We start from the raw sequence: 13,639 nt of genomic DNA on the forward strand, positions 1-13,639 counted from the left end.
CGCGCGCCCGCGAACGCCCTGACCGGGCGGCGGCGCGCGTGACCCTCCTCGTCGCGGTCGCCGCAGCCTGGTTGCTCGTGGCGCTCGCCCCCGCGTTCGTGCGGCTGACCGGACGGCACGCGGGGTGGCCTCTGGCCGCCGGCATGCTCGCGGTGCTCGGGCTCGTCATCTCGGCGTGGAATCCGCAGCAGGTCGTCCGCGAATCACTGCCGTGGATCCCGGCACTCGATGTCGCGCTACGCCTGCGGCTGAACGGGCTCGCGCTGCTGTTCGCCGTGGTGGTGCTCGCGATCGGCGCGGTGGTGCTCGTCTACTCGTCCTCGTACCTGCGTCAGCCTCGCTCGCCGGGCTTCTACGGCCTGATGACGGCGTTCGCGGCGGCGATGCTCACCCTCGTCCTCGCCGACGACCTCGTCGTGCTCTTCGTGGCGTGGGAGCTGACGACCCTGTGCTCGTACCTGCTGATCCTCCGTTCGGGCCCCGCGGCGAAAGAGCCCGCGACGCGCACGCTGCTCGTCACCGCCGCCGGCGGTCTCGCCCTGCTCGCCGCCGTCGTGACCCTGATCGCGCGCACCGGCACGACCGAGCTCACCGCCGCCCTCGCCCACCCGCTGTGGCGCGAGGACCCGGGATTCGCGACCGTCGTCGCGGTGCTCGTCGCCCTCGCGGCCATGACGAAATCGGCGCAGTTCCCGTTCCACTCCTGGCTTCCGGATGCCATGGTGGCGCCCGCCCCGGTGAGCGCTTATCTGCACGCGGCGGCGATGGTGAAGGCCGGGATCTTCCTGCTCATGCTCTTCGCGCCAGCCGCGTCCGCGGCGGCGATCTGGTCGCCGCTCCTCGTGGGCGTCGGGCTCTGGACAGCTCTCATGGGGGCGTTCTTCGCGGTTCGCCGCGCCGACATGAAGGAGCTGCTGGCGTACTCGACAGTCAGTCAGCTCGGCCTCCTGGTCGCGGTGATCGGCGTCGGCACGCCGACGGCGATGCTCGCGGCGAGCGCGCATGTGGTCGCTCACGCGCTGTTCAAGTCCGCCGGCTTCATGGGCGTAGGACTGGTCGAGAAGCGCACCGGGACCCGGATCCTGACCGAGCTCCGCGGATCGTGGGGGATGCTGCGCTGGGATGCCGCGATGCTGATCCTCGCGGCGGTCAGTATGGCCGGCATCCCTCCGATGCTCGGTTTCATCAGCAAGGAGCTGCTTCTCGACTCGTTCCTCACGGCGGCTTCGCCTGCGCTGTCATGGACGCTCGCGATCGTGGCCACCGCTGGAGCCGTGCTGACGGTGGCGTACAGCCTGCGACTGGTGCTTCCCCTGCTGCCCGGTCGCCTCGGTGCCGCTCAGCCCGGTGAGCACGGGCCGCAGGCACGCGCCTGGCGCGACACGCGAACGATGTCGGTCGCGGTATCCGTCCCGGCGATCCTGGGGTTGGCTCTCGGTGCGGGCGCACCGCTGCTCGACCCCCTCGTGCGACCCGCGGCAGCGGGGGCGGCGCGCGTCGACGCGGTATCCGTCTCGGGCATCTACCTCTGGCACGGTGTGAACGCGGCTCTGCTGCTGTCGGTGACGGCGATCGTGCTCGGAACGCTGGTCGGCCTCCGGCTGCGCGGTACGCCCGTGCCGCCGACACCGCAGCGGTGGTCAGGCGTCCTCGCCGTCCAGTATGCGCAGCGGGGCATCATCGCGCTCGGCCGTCGTGTCGGCGACCTGACGCGCTCCGACGCCCCCGCCGCGAACCTCGTGGTGCCGATCGTGCTGATCGGTGCCGCCGCCGCAGCGCTTCCCGCGATGTGGCGCGGCTGGCCGCGCTACGACGAGCCGTTCCTCGTGCTCGATCTGCTCCTGCTCCTCCTCGTCGCGGCCGGGGTGATCGCGGTCTCGGTCGCCACCCGCCGCCTGACCGCGATCATCAGCGTGGGTGTGGCCGGGTTCGCCGTCGTGCTGTGGTTCCTGGTTCTGGGGGCCTCGGATGTCGCGGTGACGCAGCTCCTCGTCGAGATCCTGACCGTCGTCGTGATGGTGCTTGTGCTGCGCCGGATGCCGCGCCGCCTGCGCCCGTCGCGCCCGCGGCGACGCGTGCTCGCGGTCATCGCCGCGCTCGCCGCCGGGGCGACCGCGACGCTCGCCGCGCTCGTGTTCACCGGACACCGCGAGATCTCGGATGTCGCCGCCTTCTTCCTCCGCGAGGCGAAGGAACTGACCGGCGGCACCAACATCGTGAACACGATCCTGGTCGACTTCCGAGCGCTCGACACGCTCGGCGAGCTCGTCGTCCTGGGGATCGCAGCGGTATCGATCACCGCGCTTCTCGAGGCACGTCGAGCCGTTGACCGCCCGGTGCGGGAGGGAACCTCCGCCGCGCTCTCCAACGCCCGCGCCAACGCGGTCTTCCTCACCACTGTGGGACGCATCGTCGCCCCGGTGATGGTGGTCGGGTCGGCCTACGCGCTGCTGCGCGGTCACAACGACCCGGGCGGCGGCTTCATCGCGGCGCTCATCGGCGCCGCGGCCATCGCGCTGATCTACCTCGCCGCCCCGAGCGACGAGATCCCGCGGATCGAGCGTTCGTACCTGGCGATCGCCGGAGCGGGCGTCGTCATCGCGGTCGGCACCGGTCTGCTGGGGCTTCTCGACGGCTCGTTCCTCCGGCCGCTGCACTTCGACATCGGCAGCCTGCACCTCACCACGGCCCTCGTCTTCGACCTGGGTGTGTATCTCGCGGTCTTCGGGGTCATCCTCGCCGCCATCAATCGCCTCGGTCTGTCTCCCGCCGAAGCGGTCCGAACCGACCGTTCGTCAGAAAGGAGCGTCCGGTGATCCTCGCCCTCACCATCGGTGTGCTCGTCGCCGGAGCGGTCTACCTGCTGCTGCAGGAAGACCGGCTGCGCGTCATCCTCGGCTTCGTGCTGCTCTCGCACGCGGCCAATCTGCTGCTGTTCAGCGCCGGCGGCATCGACTCGCGCGAGGAGCCGCTCGGCGAGGCGCTGGATCCGGCGACCACGGCCGATCCGCTGCCGCAGGCGTTCGTCCTGACCGCGATCGTCATCGCCTTCGCGATCACCATCTACCTGCTCGTCCTCGCCGTGACGGGCAACCCGTCCGAAGACGCCGGGCTCGAGGATGCGGGCGTCGACGATGCAGGGCCCGACGATGCGAAGGCCGCGGCCCCGGCCCCGACCCGAGGAGGACGCCGATGAACGACGCTCTGCTTCCGCTCATCGTCGCGGTGCCGCTCCTCGCGAGCGGTGTCGCCGCGTTCGCGCGCCGTCGTCATCGATGGGCGATCGTCCTGCTCCTGATCGTGCTGACGGCGAACCTCATCGCGGCGGCTGCGCTCGTGTGGGCGACAGCCGACGGATCAGTCGTCGCCCACGGGATCGGCGGATGGCCCAACGGCATCGCCATCCCGTTCGTCGCCGACGCCTTCTCCGCCCTCATGCTCACGGTCGCTGGGCTGCTCACCCTCGTCTGCGTGGTCTTCGCGATCGTCGCGGACACCGGTCGCAACCGGCTCTTCCCCGCACTCGTCCTCGTGCTGACGGCGGGAGTGAACGGTGCGCTCCTGACGGCCGACCTGTTCAACCTCTTCGTCTTCATCGAGGTCATGCTGCTGCCCTCGTACGGGCTTCTGGTGCTCTCGCGTCGTGGTCGCGGCACGGACGAGTCGGTGACCGGCTCGAGGCTCTACGTCACCTTCAACCTGTTCGTCTCCACGGTCTTCCTGGCCGGGGTGGCGCTCGTCTACGGCGTGGCGGGCACGGTGAACCTCGCCGAGCTCGCCGGTGCCGCTCAGGAGTCGCCTCTGGTGGCGGCAGCGCTCGGGGTCTGCCTCTTCGCGCTCGCGATGAAGGCCGCCGTGGTGCCCGTGCACGGGTGGCTCGCCCGTGCGTACCCGTCGACGTCGCCGGCCATCACCGCGATGTTCTCGGGTCTGCACACGAAGGTCGCGATCTACGCCATCTACCGCATCTACGCCGTCGGCTTCGAGGGTGACCAGACCTACCTCTGGATCGGCGTCGCCGTCTTCAGCGCCACGATGCTGATCGGTGTGCTCGGCGCGGTGGGGGAAGACCGGATGCGGTCGATCCTCGCCTTCCACATGGTCAGCCAGATCGGCTACATCCTGCTCGGCGTCGCGCTGTTCACGCCCCTGGGACTGGCCGCCGGCATCTTCTACCTGCTTCACCACATGATCGTGAAGGCATCGCTGTTCCTGTCTGCGGGCGCCATCGAGACCCGATTCGGGACGGATCGCCTCGACGACCTGCGCGGTCGTGTCGGCCGGGAACCCGTGCTGATGGTCGCCTTCGGTGTTGCGGCGCTGTCGCTCGCCGGCATCCCGCCGTTCTCGGGCTTCTTCGCGAAGCTCATGCTGCTCGTCGCGGCGATCGAGGACGGACAGGTCGCGGCGGCAGTGATCGCGATCGTGGTGAGCCTGATCACCCTGCTGTCGATGCTGAAGATCTTCAACGCCGTCTTCGCGCGCACGGTCACCGGTGGTGAGCCGGGTGAGCCGGGCGATCCGGTCGGGCGCGGGGGGCTCGCGGTGGCGCAGCGAACCACGACCCGCGCAGCGCTCGCGGCGCCTGCTGTCGTGCTCGCCGCGGCGACCCTGGCCCTCGGGCTCGGTGCGCAGGGGCTGTTCGCCCTCGCGGAGGTCGCCGCCGCCGGCCTGCTCGATACGACCGCCTACGTCGGGGCGGTGCTGCCGTGATCCTCAGCATCCTCACTCTGCCCTTCCGGTTCGCGGCCTTCGTCTGCTGGTTCGCCGCGCAGCTGACGCTGACATCGGTGAGGGTGCTCGGCGACATCCTCAGCCCGGGGCTGGCCGCAACGCCACGCGTCGTGCGGCTTCCGCTGGGGCCTGCGGGTGACCTGCACGTCACCGCGATCAGCGTCCTCATCACGCTGACTCCCGGCACGCTGGCCCTCGGCGCGGCACGCGATGAATCCGGCGCGCGCTTCGTCATCGTGCATTCGCTGTACCACCGCGACCCCGATTCGGCGCTGGCCGACTTCGCCGACATGGACCGCCGGATGACGCGCGCGGTCGCACTGGGAGGACCGAGATGAACCTGCTGGACCTCGCCGCGGCGGGATGCGCGATCGCGATGATCGCGTCCGTCGTGCACATCCTGCGCGGCCCGACCCCCGCCGACCGCGTCATCGCCGCCGACCTGCTCACCTTCAGCCTGGTCGGGCTCGTGGCGCTCGTCGGCGTACGCCTGGCGCGTGAGGGCACGTTCGACCTCGTGCTGGTCGCGACCCTCGTCGCCTTCCTCGCCGCGGTCTCGCTCGCGCGCGCGCTGACGGGAGGACGTCGATGACGATCCTCGAGCTCATCGGTCAGATCATCGCCCTGCTGGGCGCGCTCATCTTCGTCGTCGCCGCCGTCGGCCTGCGGCGCTTCCCCGACCCCTACGCGCGCATCTCGGCCGTCGCCACCGCCGCCGGCTTGGGCGTCGCGTTCATCACGGTCGGCGCGGTGCTGCAGGTTCCGACCGTGGACAACGTCGTCAAAGTCGTGCTCGCCGTGCTCCTGCAGCTGATCACCTCGGCGGTGGCGGCCATCGTCATCGCCCGCGCCGCGGTCAGCTCAGGGCATCGGTTCACCGAAGGCACCGATACCGCGGCTCTCGATGAGGACGGATGACACGCGCGGTGCGGCGGCCCGGGGTGCGGGCGCCGTGGCATATGGTGAGGGAGTTCGGCCGCGAGGCCGAGCAGGTGCGCCGGGAAGTCTGGTCGGCAAGACGATGACCGCTACCCGAAGGGCCCCCGTGAACCCCCGCATCGCTGTCGCCGGTGACCGACCAGAACCGATGGCGGCAGCTATCGCGTCCCTCGCCACGGAGGGGGAGCCCACCTGCCTGGTGTGGACGGTGGATCTGGAGGCGGAGCCGACGGTCCGCCGCTCGCGCGCTGAGCTCAAGCAGCGCTACGAATCCCTCCTCGCTCACGCGTCGGGTCTCGTCGCCCTGCGCAACCTGGTCGTCCTGCTGCGGCACGCCGACCGCATCCCCGAACGCAAGATGCATGCCGCTGCTGCCGCGCTCGCCACCCGGCTGCACGCCGACCTCGAACGGGCGCGCGGCCGCTACGTGGATGTCGCGGTCGTCGACATCAGCTTGTGCACCGACACCCGGCGTCTGCTCGACCGCGTCGAAGAGGTCGCGGGAACGGCGGCCGGCCCGGTCGGGAACGTCGCGCTCACCTGGCACGAGATCCGCGACCGCAGCATTCACGCCGCCGCTGCCGCGTCGCAGTTCTGAGCGCCGCCACCGTCCGTCGAGTCGCCACGATGTGCGGATCCGGCACCCCGCGCATCCGCAGCTTTTGGCGAGTCGACCGCTCGGCGGAGGGGTCAGCCGTCGGCGACGACGTCCATGCCCGGGCCGTCTGCCGGGCGCGGCGCGAAGCCGTGGCGCTCGTAGAACCCCGCGCGGCCGCGAGCGGCGAAGAGCTGGATGTCGTCGACGCCGCGCCGCCGTGATTCGTCGACCAGCATGCGCAGGATCTCGCTCCCGATGCCGCCGCCCCGCGCCGATTCCGCGACGATCATCTCGGTGACGAACGCGTGCAGCGCACCGTCGCTGATGAGGCGCCCGATGCCGACGAGCCTGCCGTCGTCGTCACGCGCCGAGCACACGACCCAGCTGCCCGCGAGGGCCCGTTCGAAGGTCTCGGGTGACCACTCGGCCCAGCCCGTCTCGGCGTAGAGCGCGGCGAACTCGGCGGCCGTGGGCGGCGTGAGCGAGTAGTGGAGGGTCACGCTGCACCTCCGAGGAGCGTGTGCCGCCAGGTCGTCCCGTCGGGTTCGTAGACGACGCGGGTGTGGCGACGGTCGAGCGATCCCTGCCAGAACTCCACGCGGGTCGCCTCGATGCGCCAGAGCGCCCAGTCGCCTTCCGCGACGTCCCGGCGTGCCGCCTCCGACCGTGCCGCGAGGTCGGCTGCGGTGTCGTCCGCGCTCGCCTCACAGACCGACCCGCGCACGCGCACCGCCCGCATGACCGGCTGCCACCAGAACGCGAGGGCTGCTGCGGGCTGCGCTGCGAGCTGCCCGCCCTTCGCGGACGATCGTGTGCTCGCGAACGCCCAGCCGCGGTCGTCGACGTCTTTGACGATCAGCGTCCGGGCATCGGGGATGCCGTCGGCGTCGACCGTCGCGAGGGTCGCGGAGTGGGGCTCGGCGACACCCGCGGCCGCCGCCTGGTGGATCCACTCCTCGAACAGCGTCACCGGCGATGCGGGGAGCCGGTCGGTGTCGAACACCGGAGGTGTGCCCGTCAGCGAGGGCTGCGAGCGTAGCCACTCCCGCAACGCGCTCATGCCGCGAGCCACGCGACGTCGGCGAAGAGCTCGCGCAGGTCGAAATGCCGCCGGCGCGGCCAGGTGTCGAGGTCGATGGGGATGGCGTCGTCCATGACCTCATCCTCCCAAAGTGGCCTGTCGCGGCGCAGATGCGGGAGAGTAGAGGCATCATGACCGACGCCACGCCCTCCGTCCTCTTCGTCTGCGTGCACAACGCGGGACGCTCGCAGATGGCCGCGGGGTTCCTCCGCGACATCGCGGGTGATCGCATCGAGGTCCGCTCGGCCGGGTCCATGCCCGCCGATCGGATCAACCCGGTCGCGGTCGAGGCGATGGCCGAGCTCGGCATCGACATCACCGCCGAGCAGCCGAAGGTCCTCACGACAGAAGCCGTGCAGGCGTCCGACGTCGTCATCACGATGGGATGCGGGGATGCCTGCCCGTTCTTCCCCGGCAAGCGCTACGAGGACTGGAAGCTCGACGACCCCGCGGGGCAGGGGATCGATGCCGTCCGCCCGATCCGAGACGACATCCGCGAGCGCATCCGCCAGCTGGTCGACGAGCTCATCTGACGGCGCCCTCCCGCCGGAAACGACGATCGCCCGCCGGGGACGGATGTCCACAGCGGGCGATCGCGCCGGCCGCTTCGAGGGCGGTGGCGGAAAGCGTCAGCGCGCGGCGCCGGCGAGGGTGTCGGTCACCTGGCCCTGCGGGTCGCCGATGAGGCAGAGGATCTCGCGGTCGCCGGCGTCCCAGCTGCCCTGGGTGGGGACGTAGTAGTTGTACCCGAGGACCGACTCCTCGTACGAGATGCCGACGAACGGCGCGAACGCGTCGTAGCAGACCTGCTCGGCTTCGGTCTGCGCCGCCTCGATGCCGGGGAACTCGTCGGCCTCGATGTCCTGCGCGTGGTAGGCCTCGAGGTCGTGGGCCTCGCCGCAGGGGACGGTCGGGGTCTCGGTGACCTCGGTGTCGGCCGTGCCCGAGTCGAGCATGCAGTCGCCCACGCGGATCGCGAAGACATCGGTGCTCTCGTTCGACTCGGCGATCGCGCCCGACTCGTCGCGGACGGGGGCGGCGGCTCCGCCACCGGTGAAGGCGTTGAGCGTGGAGCAACCGGTCGCGAGCAGAGCGACGGTCAGTGCGGCGGCGGGCAGGACGAGGAGTCGACGAGTAGCGTTCACGTCGAACGACTCTAGCCAGTTTCGGCTGTTTCTGGGAAACCCTGATGATTTTCCTGAGTGTTCATCCGGGGGATGCATGAAACGCTTCACGCCACGCCGGGCACATCGCGGAGGGCCGTGTAGACCGGGATGCCGCGCTCTCGGGCGATCGCGACATCCTGATCCGCGCCGCGCGACTCTCCGGGCAGGCGGAGAACCGCGTCGCAACGCTGCAGCAGGCGATGGGCGACCGGGTACATCACCTTCTCGGCGAGCGGGTCGGTGGGGCCCGAGGCTCCCGCGCTCGCGAGGACGGGCAGCGCGACCCACTCACCGATCATCGGGATGTGTCCGGCCTCGAAGAGCGGCCATGCCGCCTCTTCCAGGCGGTCGAGGTTGCGCCGCATCAGGGCGGGATCGCCGCCGGTGCCCGAGGCATAGGGTCCGGCGATGACGGCCGCATCGTCGCGAAGGAACTGGCAGCCGAACTAGGGGTGTCCGAAGACAGCATCCGCCGCGACCTTCGGGAGCTGGATGCTGCCGGCCTCGCCGTGCGCGTCTACGGGGGCGCAGTTCCGGCGTCGCCGGCCGTCGCCGACTACGCGTCTCGCCAGGCGGTCGCTACCGAGAGCAAGCAGCGCATCGCCCGCTTCGCCGCGAGCCTCATCGAACCGGGCAGCACGGTGATCGTCGATGGCGGCACGACCGCACTCGCCACGGTGCGGGCGGTCGACCCGGCGCTGGCCTGCACCATCGTCACCCACAGTCCGACCGTGGCAGCGGCGCTCCTCGATCACGCAGCCGACGTCATCATCATCGGCGGGCGGCTGTTCAAGCACTCCGCGGTCGCGAGCGGCGCCGCGGCTGTCGAGGCCGCACGCATGGTGCGGGCCGACCGCTTCCTCCTCGGTGTTACCGGCATCCACGCCGACGCGGGCCTGACGACCGGCGACGCGGACGAAGCGGCGATGAAGCGCGTGCTCGCCGAACGCGCTGCCGAGACCTACGTCCTCGGCAGCGAGGAGAAGATCGGTGCGGTGTCGCCGTTCGCGGTGCTGCCGTTCGACGAGGTCACGGGGGTCATCGTCGATCTCGCGGCTCCGGCCACCAGCCTGGAGGCCCTCGACCGCCGCGGCGTTCCGTTGCTCCGCGCCGGGTGACACGCGCCGAGTGACGCCGTCGCGGCTGCTCGCTAGGCTGAGCCGCATGCAATGCCGGTGAACCGCTTCCGATCCCCATCCACGCGTCGAGGACGACGCGATCGAAAGGTTCACCCATGCACGCTTCTTCTTCTGCACGCGCTCTTCCACTGAGCGGTAAGACCGCCCTGGTCACGGGCGTCTCTCGCCGTCGGGGCATCGGCTTCGCCGTCGCCACGACTCTCGCCGGGCTCGGCGCGAACGTGATCGCGCACCATCACCGGCCTCACGACCTCGACCTGCCGTGGGGTGGCGACGACCTCGACGCCGTGTGCGCCGGCATCCGTTCCCACCTCGTGGGCGATGCTCGCTTCGCCGACGTCGCCGCGGATCTGAGCGTCGCGACGGCGGCGACCGACCTGATCGATGAGGCCGCCGCCGTGACGGGCGCGCTCGACATCCTCGTCTGCAACCACGCCAAGAGCGGCGACGACGGCAGCATCCTCGATATGACGCCGGAGCGTCTCGACGCGTTCTGGGACGTCAACGCCCGCGCCACCCTCCTCCTCACCGCGGCATTCGCGCGCCGCTTCGCGGAGACGCCCGCGACGCCGCGCCGGCCGGGTGACCGGATCACGGGCGCGAAGCCCTACGACGCGCCGCAGGGGCACGTCGTGTGGATGACGTCCGGCCAGATCCACGGGCCGATGATCGGAGAGGTGGCGTACGCCACGAGCAAGGCAGCCCTCGCCGGCGTCACGAGAACGGTGGCCGCAGAGCTGCTCGAGCTCGGCATCATCCTGAACACCGTGAACCCCGGACCGGTGAATACCGGCTACCTCGATCCCGACACCACCGACCGCTCGCTCGGCGACTTCGACGCCTGGCTGAGCACGACGGCGTTCGGGCGCGTGGGCCGTCCGCAGGACCCCGCGGAGCTCATCGGGTGGCTGTGCAGCCCCGCAGGCGCGTGGATGGTCGGTCAGGTGCTCACGAGCGACGGCGGCTTCAGCCTGAGCTGACCGGCCACGGACGGCGGCGGTGTCCGCGGCCCCCTTTGTTGCTCCTCACGCGCCGGGATACCGTCGGCCTCGAGGGGACAGGCAACACGGAACGAGGGATTTCATGGCCGATTTGATCGTGATTGCATTCGACAGCGAAGCGGACGCCGAAGCCGCGTACAACGAAATCCAGGTGCTCCAGAATGACCTCGTGGTCGAGCTCGCCGGGCTGGCTCTGGTGAAGGTCGACGACGAGGGAAAGACGAAGGTCGAATACCCCGGCGTCGTCGGCAAGGTTGGCGCGGGCGCGGCGGGCGGAGCGCTGTTCGGCCCTCTGATCGGCATCCTCTTCTTCGTCCCGATCGCGGGGCTCGTCTTCGGCGGGTTGTTCGGGGCCCTGTTCGCCGGCCTCGACAAGACGAACCTGGATGCCGAATTCCGCGACCGCGTGAAATCGGCGGTGTCCGCCGGAAAATCGGCGGTCGTGCTCTATGCCACCAAGATCACGACGGACAAGTTCGCATCGGCGCTCGCCGGTTACCACGGCACCGTCGTGCAGACCTCGCTCTCGGAGAAGGACGAGCGGGAGCTGATCCACGACCTCAGCGGCACGCGGTAGTCCGTGGCGCGTCCGGGTCGGGGTGTCATTCGCCGCACCCCGACCCGGTTCGTCAGTCCGCGCGGACCAGCAGGTCGCCGATCTCGCAGTCGAGCGCCCGGCAGATCGCGGCGAGCGTCGAATAGCGGATGGCGCGGGCTCGGTCGTTCTTGAGCACCGAGAGGTTCACCACCGAGACTCCGACGATCTCGGAGAGGCGGGTCAGCGTCATCCCGCGCTCGGCGAGCAGCTCGTCGAGGCGGCAATGGACCCCGCTCGGTCCGTCATCGTCGGCCGCGCTCATACGAGTCCCTCGGTGTCGCGCTGCAGTCGTACGCCGCGGCGGAACGCGATCGCGATCAGGCCGACGGCCACGCCGATCGCCCAGGCCGGCGCGTAGGCCCAGAAGTCGAGGAAGTGCAGCGGCTCGACGTCATCGACCCCGAGAGCGGTGAGGATGCCGTTGCGCCCGATGTTCTCGAGGACCAGGATGACCAGCGCGCCCGAGACGATCGACCACCCGATGACGTCGAAGGCCCGTGCCGTGGCGGGAACGAAGAGCCGCCCGCGCAGGAAGCTCCGCGCGACGTACATCACCGCGGCGATCACGACGAGCGATGCGACGCCCCACGCGATGATCGAGCCGGCGAGCGCGACTGCCGTGCCGCCGTCGACCTCCGGTGCGATGACGAGCGCGTTCTCGACGATGCCGTCGACGTATCCCGCGCCCGACCCGACGGAGGCGGAGAACGGCTTGTCGTCGATGTCGATCCTCCAGGCGACGCCCGCTTCGCGGAAGACGTTCATAAAGCGCGCGATGACCGTGAGCACGACGGTGATCGCGGCGCCGAGGCCGAGCATCAGGACGGCGATGGCGTCGGCGGCATCCGAGCGGGGTCCGCGGGTGAGGGGCATCAGACCAGTCCTTCCGTGTCGCGCTCGAGACGTTCCATCCGTCGCAGCAGAAATCCCAGGCAGATCACGCTGACTCCCACGATGGGCAGCGCCATTCCCCAGGTCGAGGCGCTGAATCCCGGGAGGAGGAGGTCGTCGAAGGCCGGACCGAACTGGAACGCCGCCTCCATGGATGCGAAGCCGGCGAGCGACGTGCTCACGGCGGGGCCCAACAGCAGCGCGCACCCGGCGATCGTGCAGAAGCGGCGGAGGGCCGGGCGCAGTGGACGCTCGGCGCTGATCGAGAGGAGGAACCAGGAGAGCGCCGCCGCGACGAGGACCGCGGTGATCCCGAGGGCGATCGAACCCGCGGCGAAGAGGGCTCGCGTCGACGATGCGAGTTCGCTTGCCTGGAGTGTGACGCTTGTGATGTTCGCCGTCGCGACGCCTCGGCCGGCGACCACCGGGAGCTCCTGCTGGGCGAGGAGGGTCAGCGTGACGTCGGGCGACCAGGCGTACGTCACGGCCGCACCGATCTGACCCGCCGCGAGTGCGACACCCATCAATCCGGCCAGCACCGCCATCGTCCGCGTCGCCCACCGATCGCCGCGCGGCATGTCGTACATCGACGTGGTCGGCGGCATGTTCCTCTTCCCGATGGTGCCTGCCATCAGACCAGTCCCTCCGTGTCGCGCTGCAGTCGTGAGCCGTATCGGAACACCGCGGCCAGCGCGGCGAGGCCGAGGCCGGCAGCGATCGGCCAGAACGGCAGAGTGACGTTGAGCGTCGCTTCCGGCCACCAGGCGAACGGATCGTCGACTCCGGGGATCTCGGTCCACCGCGCGCTTTCCCGGGCGAAGAGCTCCTGCGAGGCCATGCTCCCGGCCATGTCCGAGAGCAGCTGTGCGGCCGTCCCGCCGGCAGCGACGATGACGGCGGTCGCCATCGTCATGCGAACGATGATCCGATCGAAGGTGCGCCCGGCGAGCAGCTGGAAGCAAGCCACGGCGATGAGCGCCGCGGTCGCCGCGGGGATCAACGACCACAGCGCCTGCCCGGTCGTCCACAGCGCTCGCGCCAGCGGACTGACCCCCGCCACGTCCACCTCGGCGAACATGAAGCCGCCGCCGACGACCTCGGCCGTCGGGCCGGTGTCGATCGTGACACCCGGAAGCAGGTCAGACCAGAACGGCGCGACGGGAACGCTCATGCGCGGCGCGTCTGCGGCGAGATTCTGAATCACCGAGATGACGGCGCCGAGCAGGCTGAATGCAGCCCAGGCGGCAGACAGCGAGAGCGCGAGGCTCACGACCGGCGACGCGTCCCCGCGACTACGCGCGCGGCGCGTCGCCCTGATGAAGAGCACGGCGGCGACGACGAGCGCCACCGCAGCGATGATCACGATCTGACCGACCGCCCACGTGTTCGACATCCGCATCCTCTACTTATCGATAGTCGTTGTTATCGACAAACGTTATGGTCTGGCCCTCCCGAGCGCAACCCCGCGTAACGCTATGCCGACGGCGAACAC

The 13,639-nt window shown here is 70.4% G+C and carries 19 protein-coding genes; 11 read left to right on the forward strand and 8 right to left on the reverse strand.

Annotated elements, in window-relative coordinates; translation table 11 throughout:
* The first annotated feature begins 38 nt into the window (after positions 1–38).
* The 7 genes from mbhE to ABIC53_RS13790 all read left to right on the forward strand — a co-directional run bounded on the left by mbhE (position 39) and on the right by ABIC53_RS13790 (position 6,271).
* The gene (gene mbhE, locus ABIC53_RS13760) at positions 39–2,816 is read left to right on the forward strand and encodes a hydrogen gas-evolving membrane-bound hydrogenase subunit E (protein ID WP_282501654.1); all 2,778 of its coding nucleotides are present in this window, start codon (positions 39–41) and stop codon (positions 2,814–2,816) included.
* Positions 2,813–3,196 (forward strand): sodium:proton antiporter, encoded by a 384-nt coding sequence (locus ABIC53_RS13765; protein WP_282501653.1) that lies wholly within the window; start codon positions 2,813–2,815, stop codon positions 3,194–3,196. The genes mbhE and ABIC53_RS13765 overlap by 4 nt, the downstream gene beginning before the upstream one ends.
* Positions 3,193–4,713, forward strand: a complete 1,521-nt coding sequence (locus ABIC53_RS13770; protein ID WP_282501652.1) for a monovalent cation/H+ antiporter subunit D family protein — start codon at positions 3,193–3,195, stop codon at positions 4,711–4,713. The genes ABIC53_RS13765 and ABIC53_RS13770 overlap by 4 nt, the downstream gene beginning before the upstream one ends.
* Positions 4,710–5,072, forward strand: coding sequence for a Na+/H+ antiporter subunit E (locus ABIC53_RS13775; protein WP_282501651.1), 363 nt, complete (start codon positions 4,710–4,712; stop codon positions 5,070–5,072). The genes ABIC53_RS13770 and ABIC53_RS13775 overlap by 4 nt, the downstream gene beginning before the upstream one ends.
* Positions 5,069–5,326, forward strand: a complete 258-nt coding sequence (locus ABIC53_RS13780) for an MrpF/PhaF family protein (RefSeq protein ID WP_023953776.1) — start codon at positions 5,069–5,071, stop codon at positions 5,324–5,326. The genes ABIC53_RS13775 and ABIC53_RS13780 overlap by 4 nt, the downstream gene beginning before the upstream one ends.
* The gene (locus tag ABIC53_RS13785; RefSeq protein ID WP_282501650.1) at positions 5,323–5,652 is read left to right on the forward strand and encodes a cation:proton antiporter; all 330 of its coding nucleotides are present in this window, start codon (positions 5,323–5,325) and stop codon (positions 5,650–5,652) included. Before ABIC53_RS13780 ends, ABIC53_RS13785 begins: the two co-directional genes overlap by 4 nt.
* 169 nt (positions 5,653–5,821) lie before the next feature.
* Entirely contained in the window at positions 5,822–6,271 is a 450-nt protein-coding gene (locus ABIC53_RS13790; RefSeq protein ID WP_354451900.1) for a hypothetical protein, read from the forward strand.
* Between the two features lie 92 nt (positions 6,272–6,363).
* Here ABIC53_RS13790 and ABIC53_RS13795 read toward each other — a convergent pair whose 3' ends face one another.
* Both ABIC53_RS13795 and ABIC53_RS13800 read right to left on the reverse strand, forming a co-directional pair.
* Positions 6,364–6,771: a GNAT family N-acetyltransferase gene (locus ABIC53_RS13795; RefSeq protein ID WP_282501648.1), complete on the reverse strand. Its 408-nt coding sequence runs from the start codon at positions 6,769–6,771 to the stop codon at positions 6,364–6,366.
* The gene (locus ABIC53_RS13800; RefSeq protein WP_282501647.1) at positions 6,768–7,331 is read right to left on the reverse strand and encodes a pyridoxamine 5'-phosphate oxidase family protein; all 564 of its coding nucleotides are present in this window, start codon (positions 7,329–7,331) and stop codon (positions 6,768–6,770) included. The genes ABIC53_RS13795 and ABIC53_RS13800 overlap by 4 nt, the downstream gene beginning before the upstream one ends.
* A 152-nt stretch (positions 7,332–7,483) precedes the next feature.
* Between ABIC53_RS13800 and ABIC53_RS13805 the strand changes: the two genes are divergently transcribed.
* A complete protein-coding gene (locus ABIC53_RS13805; RefSeq protein ID WP_274179451.1) occupies positions 7,484–7,885 on the forward strand; it encodes an arsenate reductase ArsC in 402 nt (133 codons plus the stop codon).
* 96 nt (positions 7,886–7,981) lie between these two features.
* On the opposite strand, the gene ABIC53_RS13810 is transcribed toward ABIC53_RS13805, so the two are convergent.
* Both ABIC53_RS13810 and ABIC53_RS13815 read right to left on the reverse strand, forming a co-directional pair.
* Positions 7,982–8,497 carry a septum formation family protein gene (locus tag ABIC53_RS13810; protein WP_282501646.1) on the reverse strand — a complete coding sequence of 172 codons (516 nt, stop codon included), beginning with the start codon at positions 8,495–8,497 and terminating at the stop codon, positions 7,982–7,984.
* An 86-nt stretch (positions 8,498–8,583) separates the two neighbouring features.
* A complete protein-coding gene (locus ABIC53_RS13815; RefSeq protein ID WP_354451903.1) occupies positions 8,584–8,883 on the reverse strand; it encodes a DUF4406 domain-containing protein in 300 nt (99 codons plus the stop codon).
* Positions 8,884–8,937: 54 nt separating this feature from the next.
* Here ABIC53_RS13815 and ABIC53_RS13820 point away from each other — a divergent pair, with 54 nt between their 5' ends.
* The 3 genes from ABIC53_RS13820 to ABIC53_RS13830 all read left to right on the forward strand — a co-directional run bounded on the left by ABIC53_RS13820 (position 8,938) and on the right by ABIC53_RS13830 (position 11,235).
* Positions 8,938–9,636, forward strand: coding sequence for a DeoR/GlpR family DNA-binding transcription regulator (locus tag ABIC53_RS13820; RefSeq protein WP_404568587.1), 699 nt, complete (start codon positions 8,938–8,940; stop codon positions 9,634–9,636).
* Positions 9,637–9,752: 116 nt separating this feature from the next.
* On the forward strand, positions 9,753–10,637 hold the full coding sequence (locus ABIC53_RS13825; protein WP_274179449.1) for an SDR family oxidoreductase: 885 nt from the start codon (positions 9,753–9,755) through the stop codon (positions 10,635–10,637).
* A gap of 103 nt (positions 10,638–10,740) precedes the next feature.
* Entirely contained in the window at positions 10,741–11,235 is a 495-nt protein-coding gene (locus ABIC53_RS13830) for a DUF1269 domain-containing protein (protein ID WP_282501644.1), read from the forward strand.
* Between the two features lie 52 nt (positions 11,236–11,287).
* Here ABIC53_RS13830 and ABIC53_RS13835 read toward each other — a convergent pair whose 3' ends face one another.
* The 4 genes from ABIC53_RS13835 to ABIC53_RS13850 are packed head-to-tail and all read right to left on the reverse strand — an operon-like array spanning position 11,288 to position 13,540.
* Positions 11,288–11,518, reverse strand: a complete 231-nt coding sequence (locus ABIC53_RS13835; RefSeq protein WP_274179447.1) for a helix-turn-helix domain-containing protein — start codon at positions 11,516–11,518, stop codon at positions 11,288–11,290.
* Positions 11,515–12,129 carry a hypothetical protein gene (locus ABIC53_RS13840; RefSeq protein WP_282501643.1) on the reverse strand — a complete coding sequence of 205 codons (615 nt, stop codon included), beginning with the start codon at positions 12,127–12,129 and terminating at the stop codon, positions 11,515–11,517. The genes ABIC53_RS13835 and ABIC53_RS13840 overlap by 4 nt, the downstream gene beginning before the upstream one ends.
* The gene (locus tag ABIC53_RS13845; protein ID WP_274179445.1) at positions 12,129–12,779 is read right to left on the reverse strand and encodes a hypothetical protein; all 651 of its coding nucleotides are present in this window, start codon (positions 12,777–12,779) and stop codon (positions 12,129–12,131) included. Before ABIC53_RS13845 ends, ABIC53_RS13840 begins: the two co-directional genes overlap by 1 nt.
* Positions 12,779–13,540, reverse strand: a complete 762-nt coding sequence (locus ABIC53_RS13850) for a hypothetical protein (RefSeq protein WP_354451907.1) — start codon at positions 13,538–13,540, stop codon at positions 12,779–12,781. Before ABIC53_RS13850 ends, ABIC53_RS13845 begins: the two co-directional genes overlap by 1 nt.
* Positions 13,541–13,639: the final 99 nt, after the last annotated feature.

This window comes from Microbacterium sp. 1262, from assembly GCF_040544895.1.
Classification (GTDB): Bacteria; Actinomycetota; Actinomycetes; order Actinomycetales; family Microbacteriaceae; genus Microbacterium; species Microbacterium plantarum.

What these genes read in the sequence shown, in the direction of transcription:
- ABIC53_RS13770 (WP_282501652.1), top strand. Translation starts at nt 3,193, where the DNA reads ATGAACGACGCTCTGCTTCCGCTCATCGTCGCGGTGCCGCTCCTCGCG.
- ABIC53_RS13780 (WP_023953776.1), top strand. Translation starts at nt 5,069, where the DNA reads ATGAACCTGCTGGACCTCGCCGCGGCGGGATGCGCGATCGCGATGATC.
- ABIC53_RS13785 (WP_282501650.1), top strand. Translation starts at nt 5,323, where the DNA reads ATGACGATCCTCGAGCTCATCGGTCAGATCATCGCCCTGCTGGGCGCG.
- ABIC53_RS13790 (WP_354451900.1), top strand. Translation starts at nt 5,822, where the DNA reads ATGGCGGCAGCTATCGCGTCCCTCGCCACGGAGGGGGAGCCCACCTGC.
- ABIC53_RS13800 (WP_282501647.1), bottom strand. Translation starts at nt 7,331, where the DNA reads ATGAGCGCGTTGCGGGAGTGGCTACGCTCGCAGCCCTCGCTGACGGGC.
- ABIC53_RS13805 (WP_274179451.1), top strand. Translation starts at nt 7,484, where the DNA reads ATGACCGACGCCACGCCCTCCGTCCTCTTCGTCTGCGTGCACAACGCG.
- ABIC53_RS13815 (WP_354451903.1), bottom strand. Translation starts at nt 8,883, where the DNA reads ATGCGGCGCAACCTCGACCGCCTGGAAGAGGCGGCATGGCCGCTCTTC.
- ABIC53_RS13825 (WP_274179449.1), top strand. Translation starts at nt 9,753, where the DNA reads ATGCACGCTTCTTCTTCTGCACGCGCTCTTCCACTGAGCGGTAAGACC.
- ABIC53_RS13830 (WP_282501644.1), top strand. Translation starts at nt 10,741, where the DNA reads ATGGCCGATTTGATCGTGATTGCATTCGACAGCGAAGCGGACGCCGAA.
- ABIC53_RS13835 (WP_274179447.1), bottom strand. Translation starts at nt 11,518, where the DNA reads ATGAGCGCGGCCGACGATGACGGACCGAGCGGGGTCCATTGCCGCCTC.
- ABIC53_RS13840 (WP_282501643.1), bottom strand. Translation starts at nt 12,129, where the DNA reads ATGCCCCTCACCCGCGGACCCCGCTCGGATGCCGCCGACGCCATCGCC.
- ABIC53_RS13845 (WP_274179445.1), bottom strand. Translation starts at nt 12,779, where the DNA reads ATGGCAGGCACCATCGGGAAGAGGAACATGCCGCCGACCACGTCGATG.
- ABIC53_RS13850 (WP_354451907.1), bottom strand. Translation starts at nt 13,540, where the DNA reads ATGTCGAACACGTGGGCGGTCGGTCAGATCGTGATCATCGCTGCGGTG.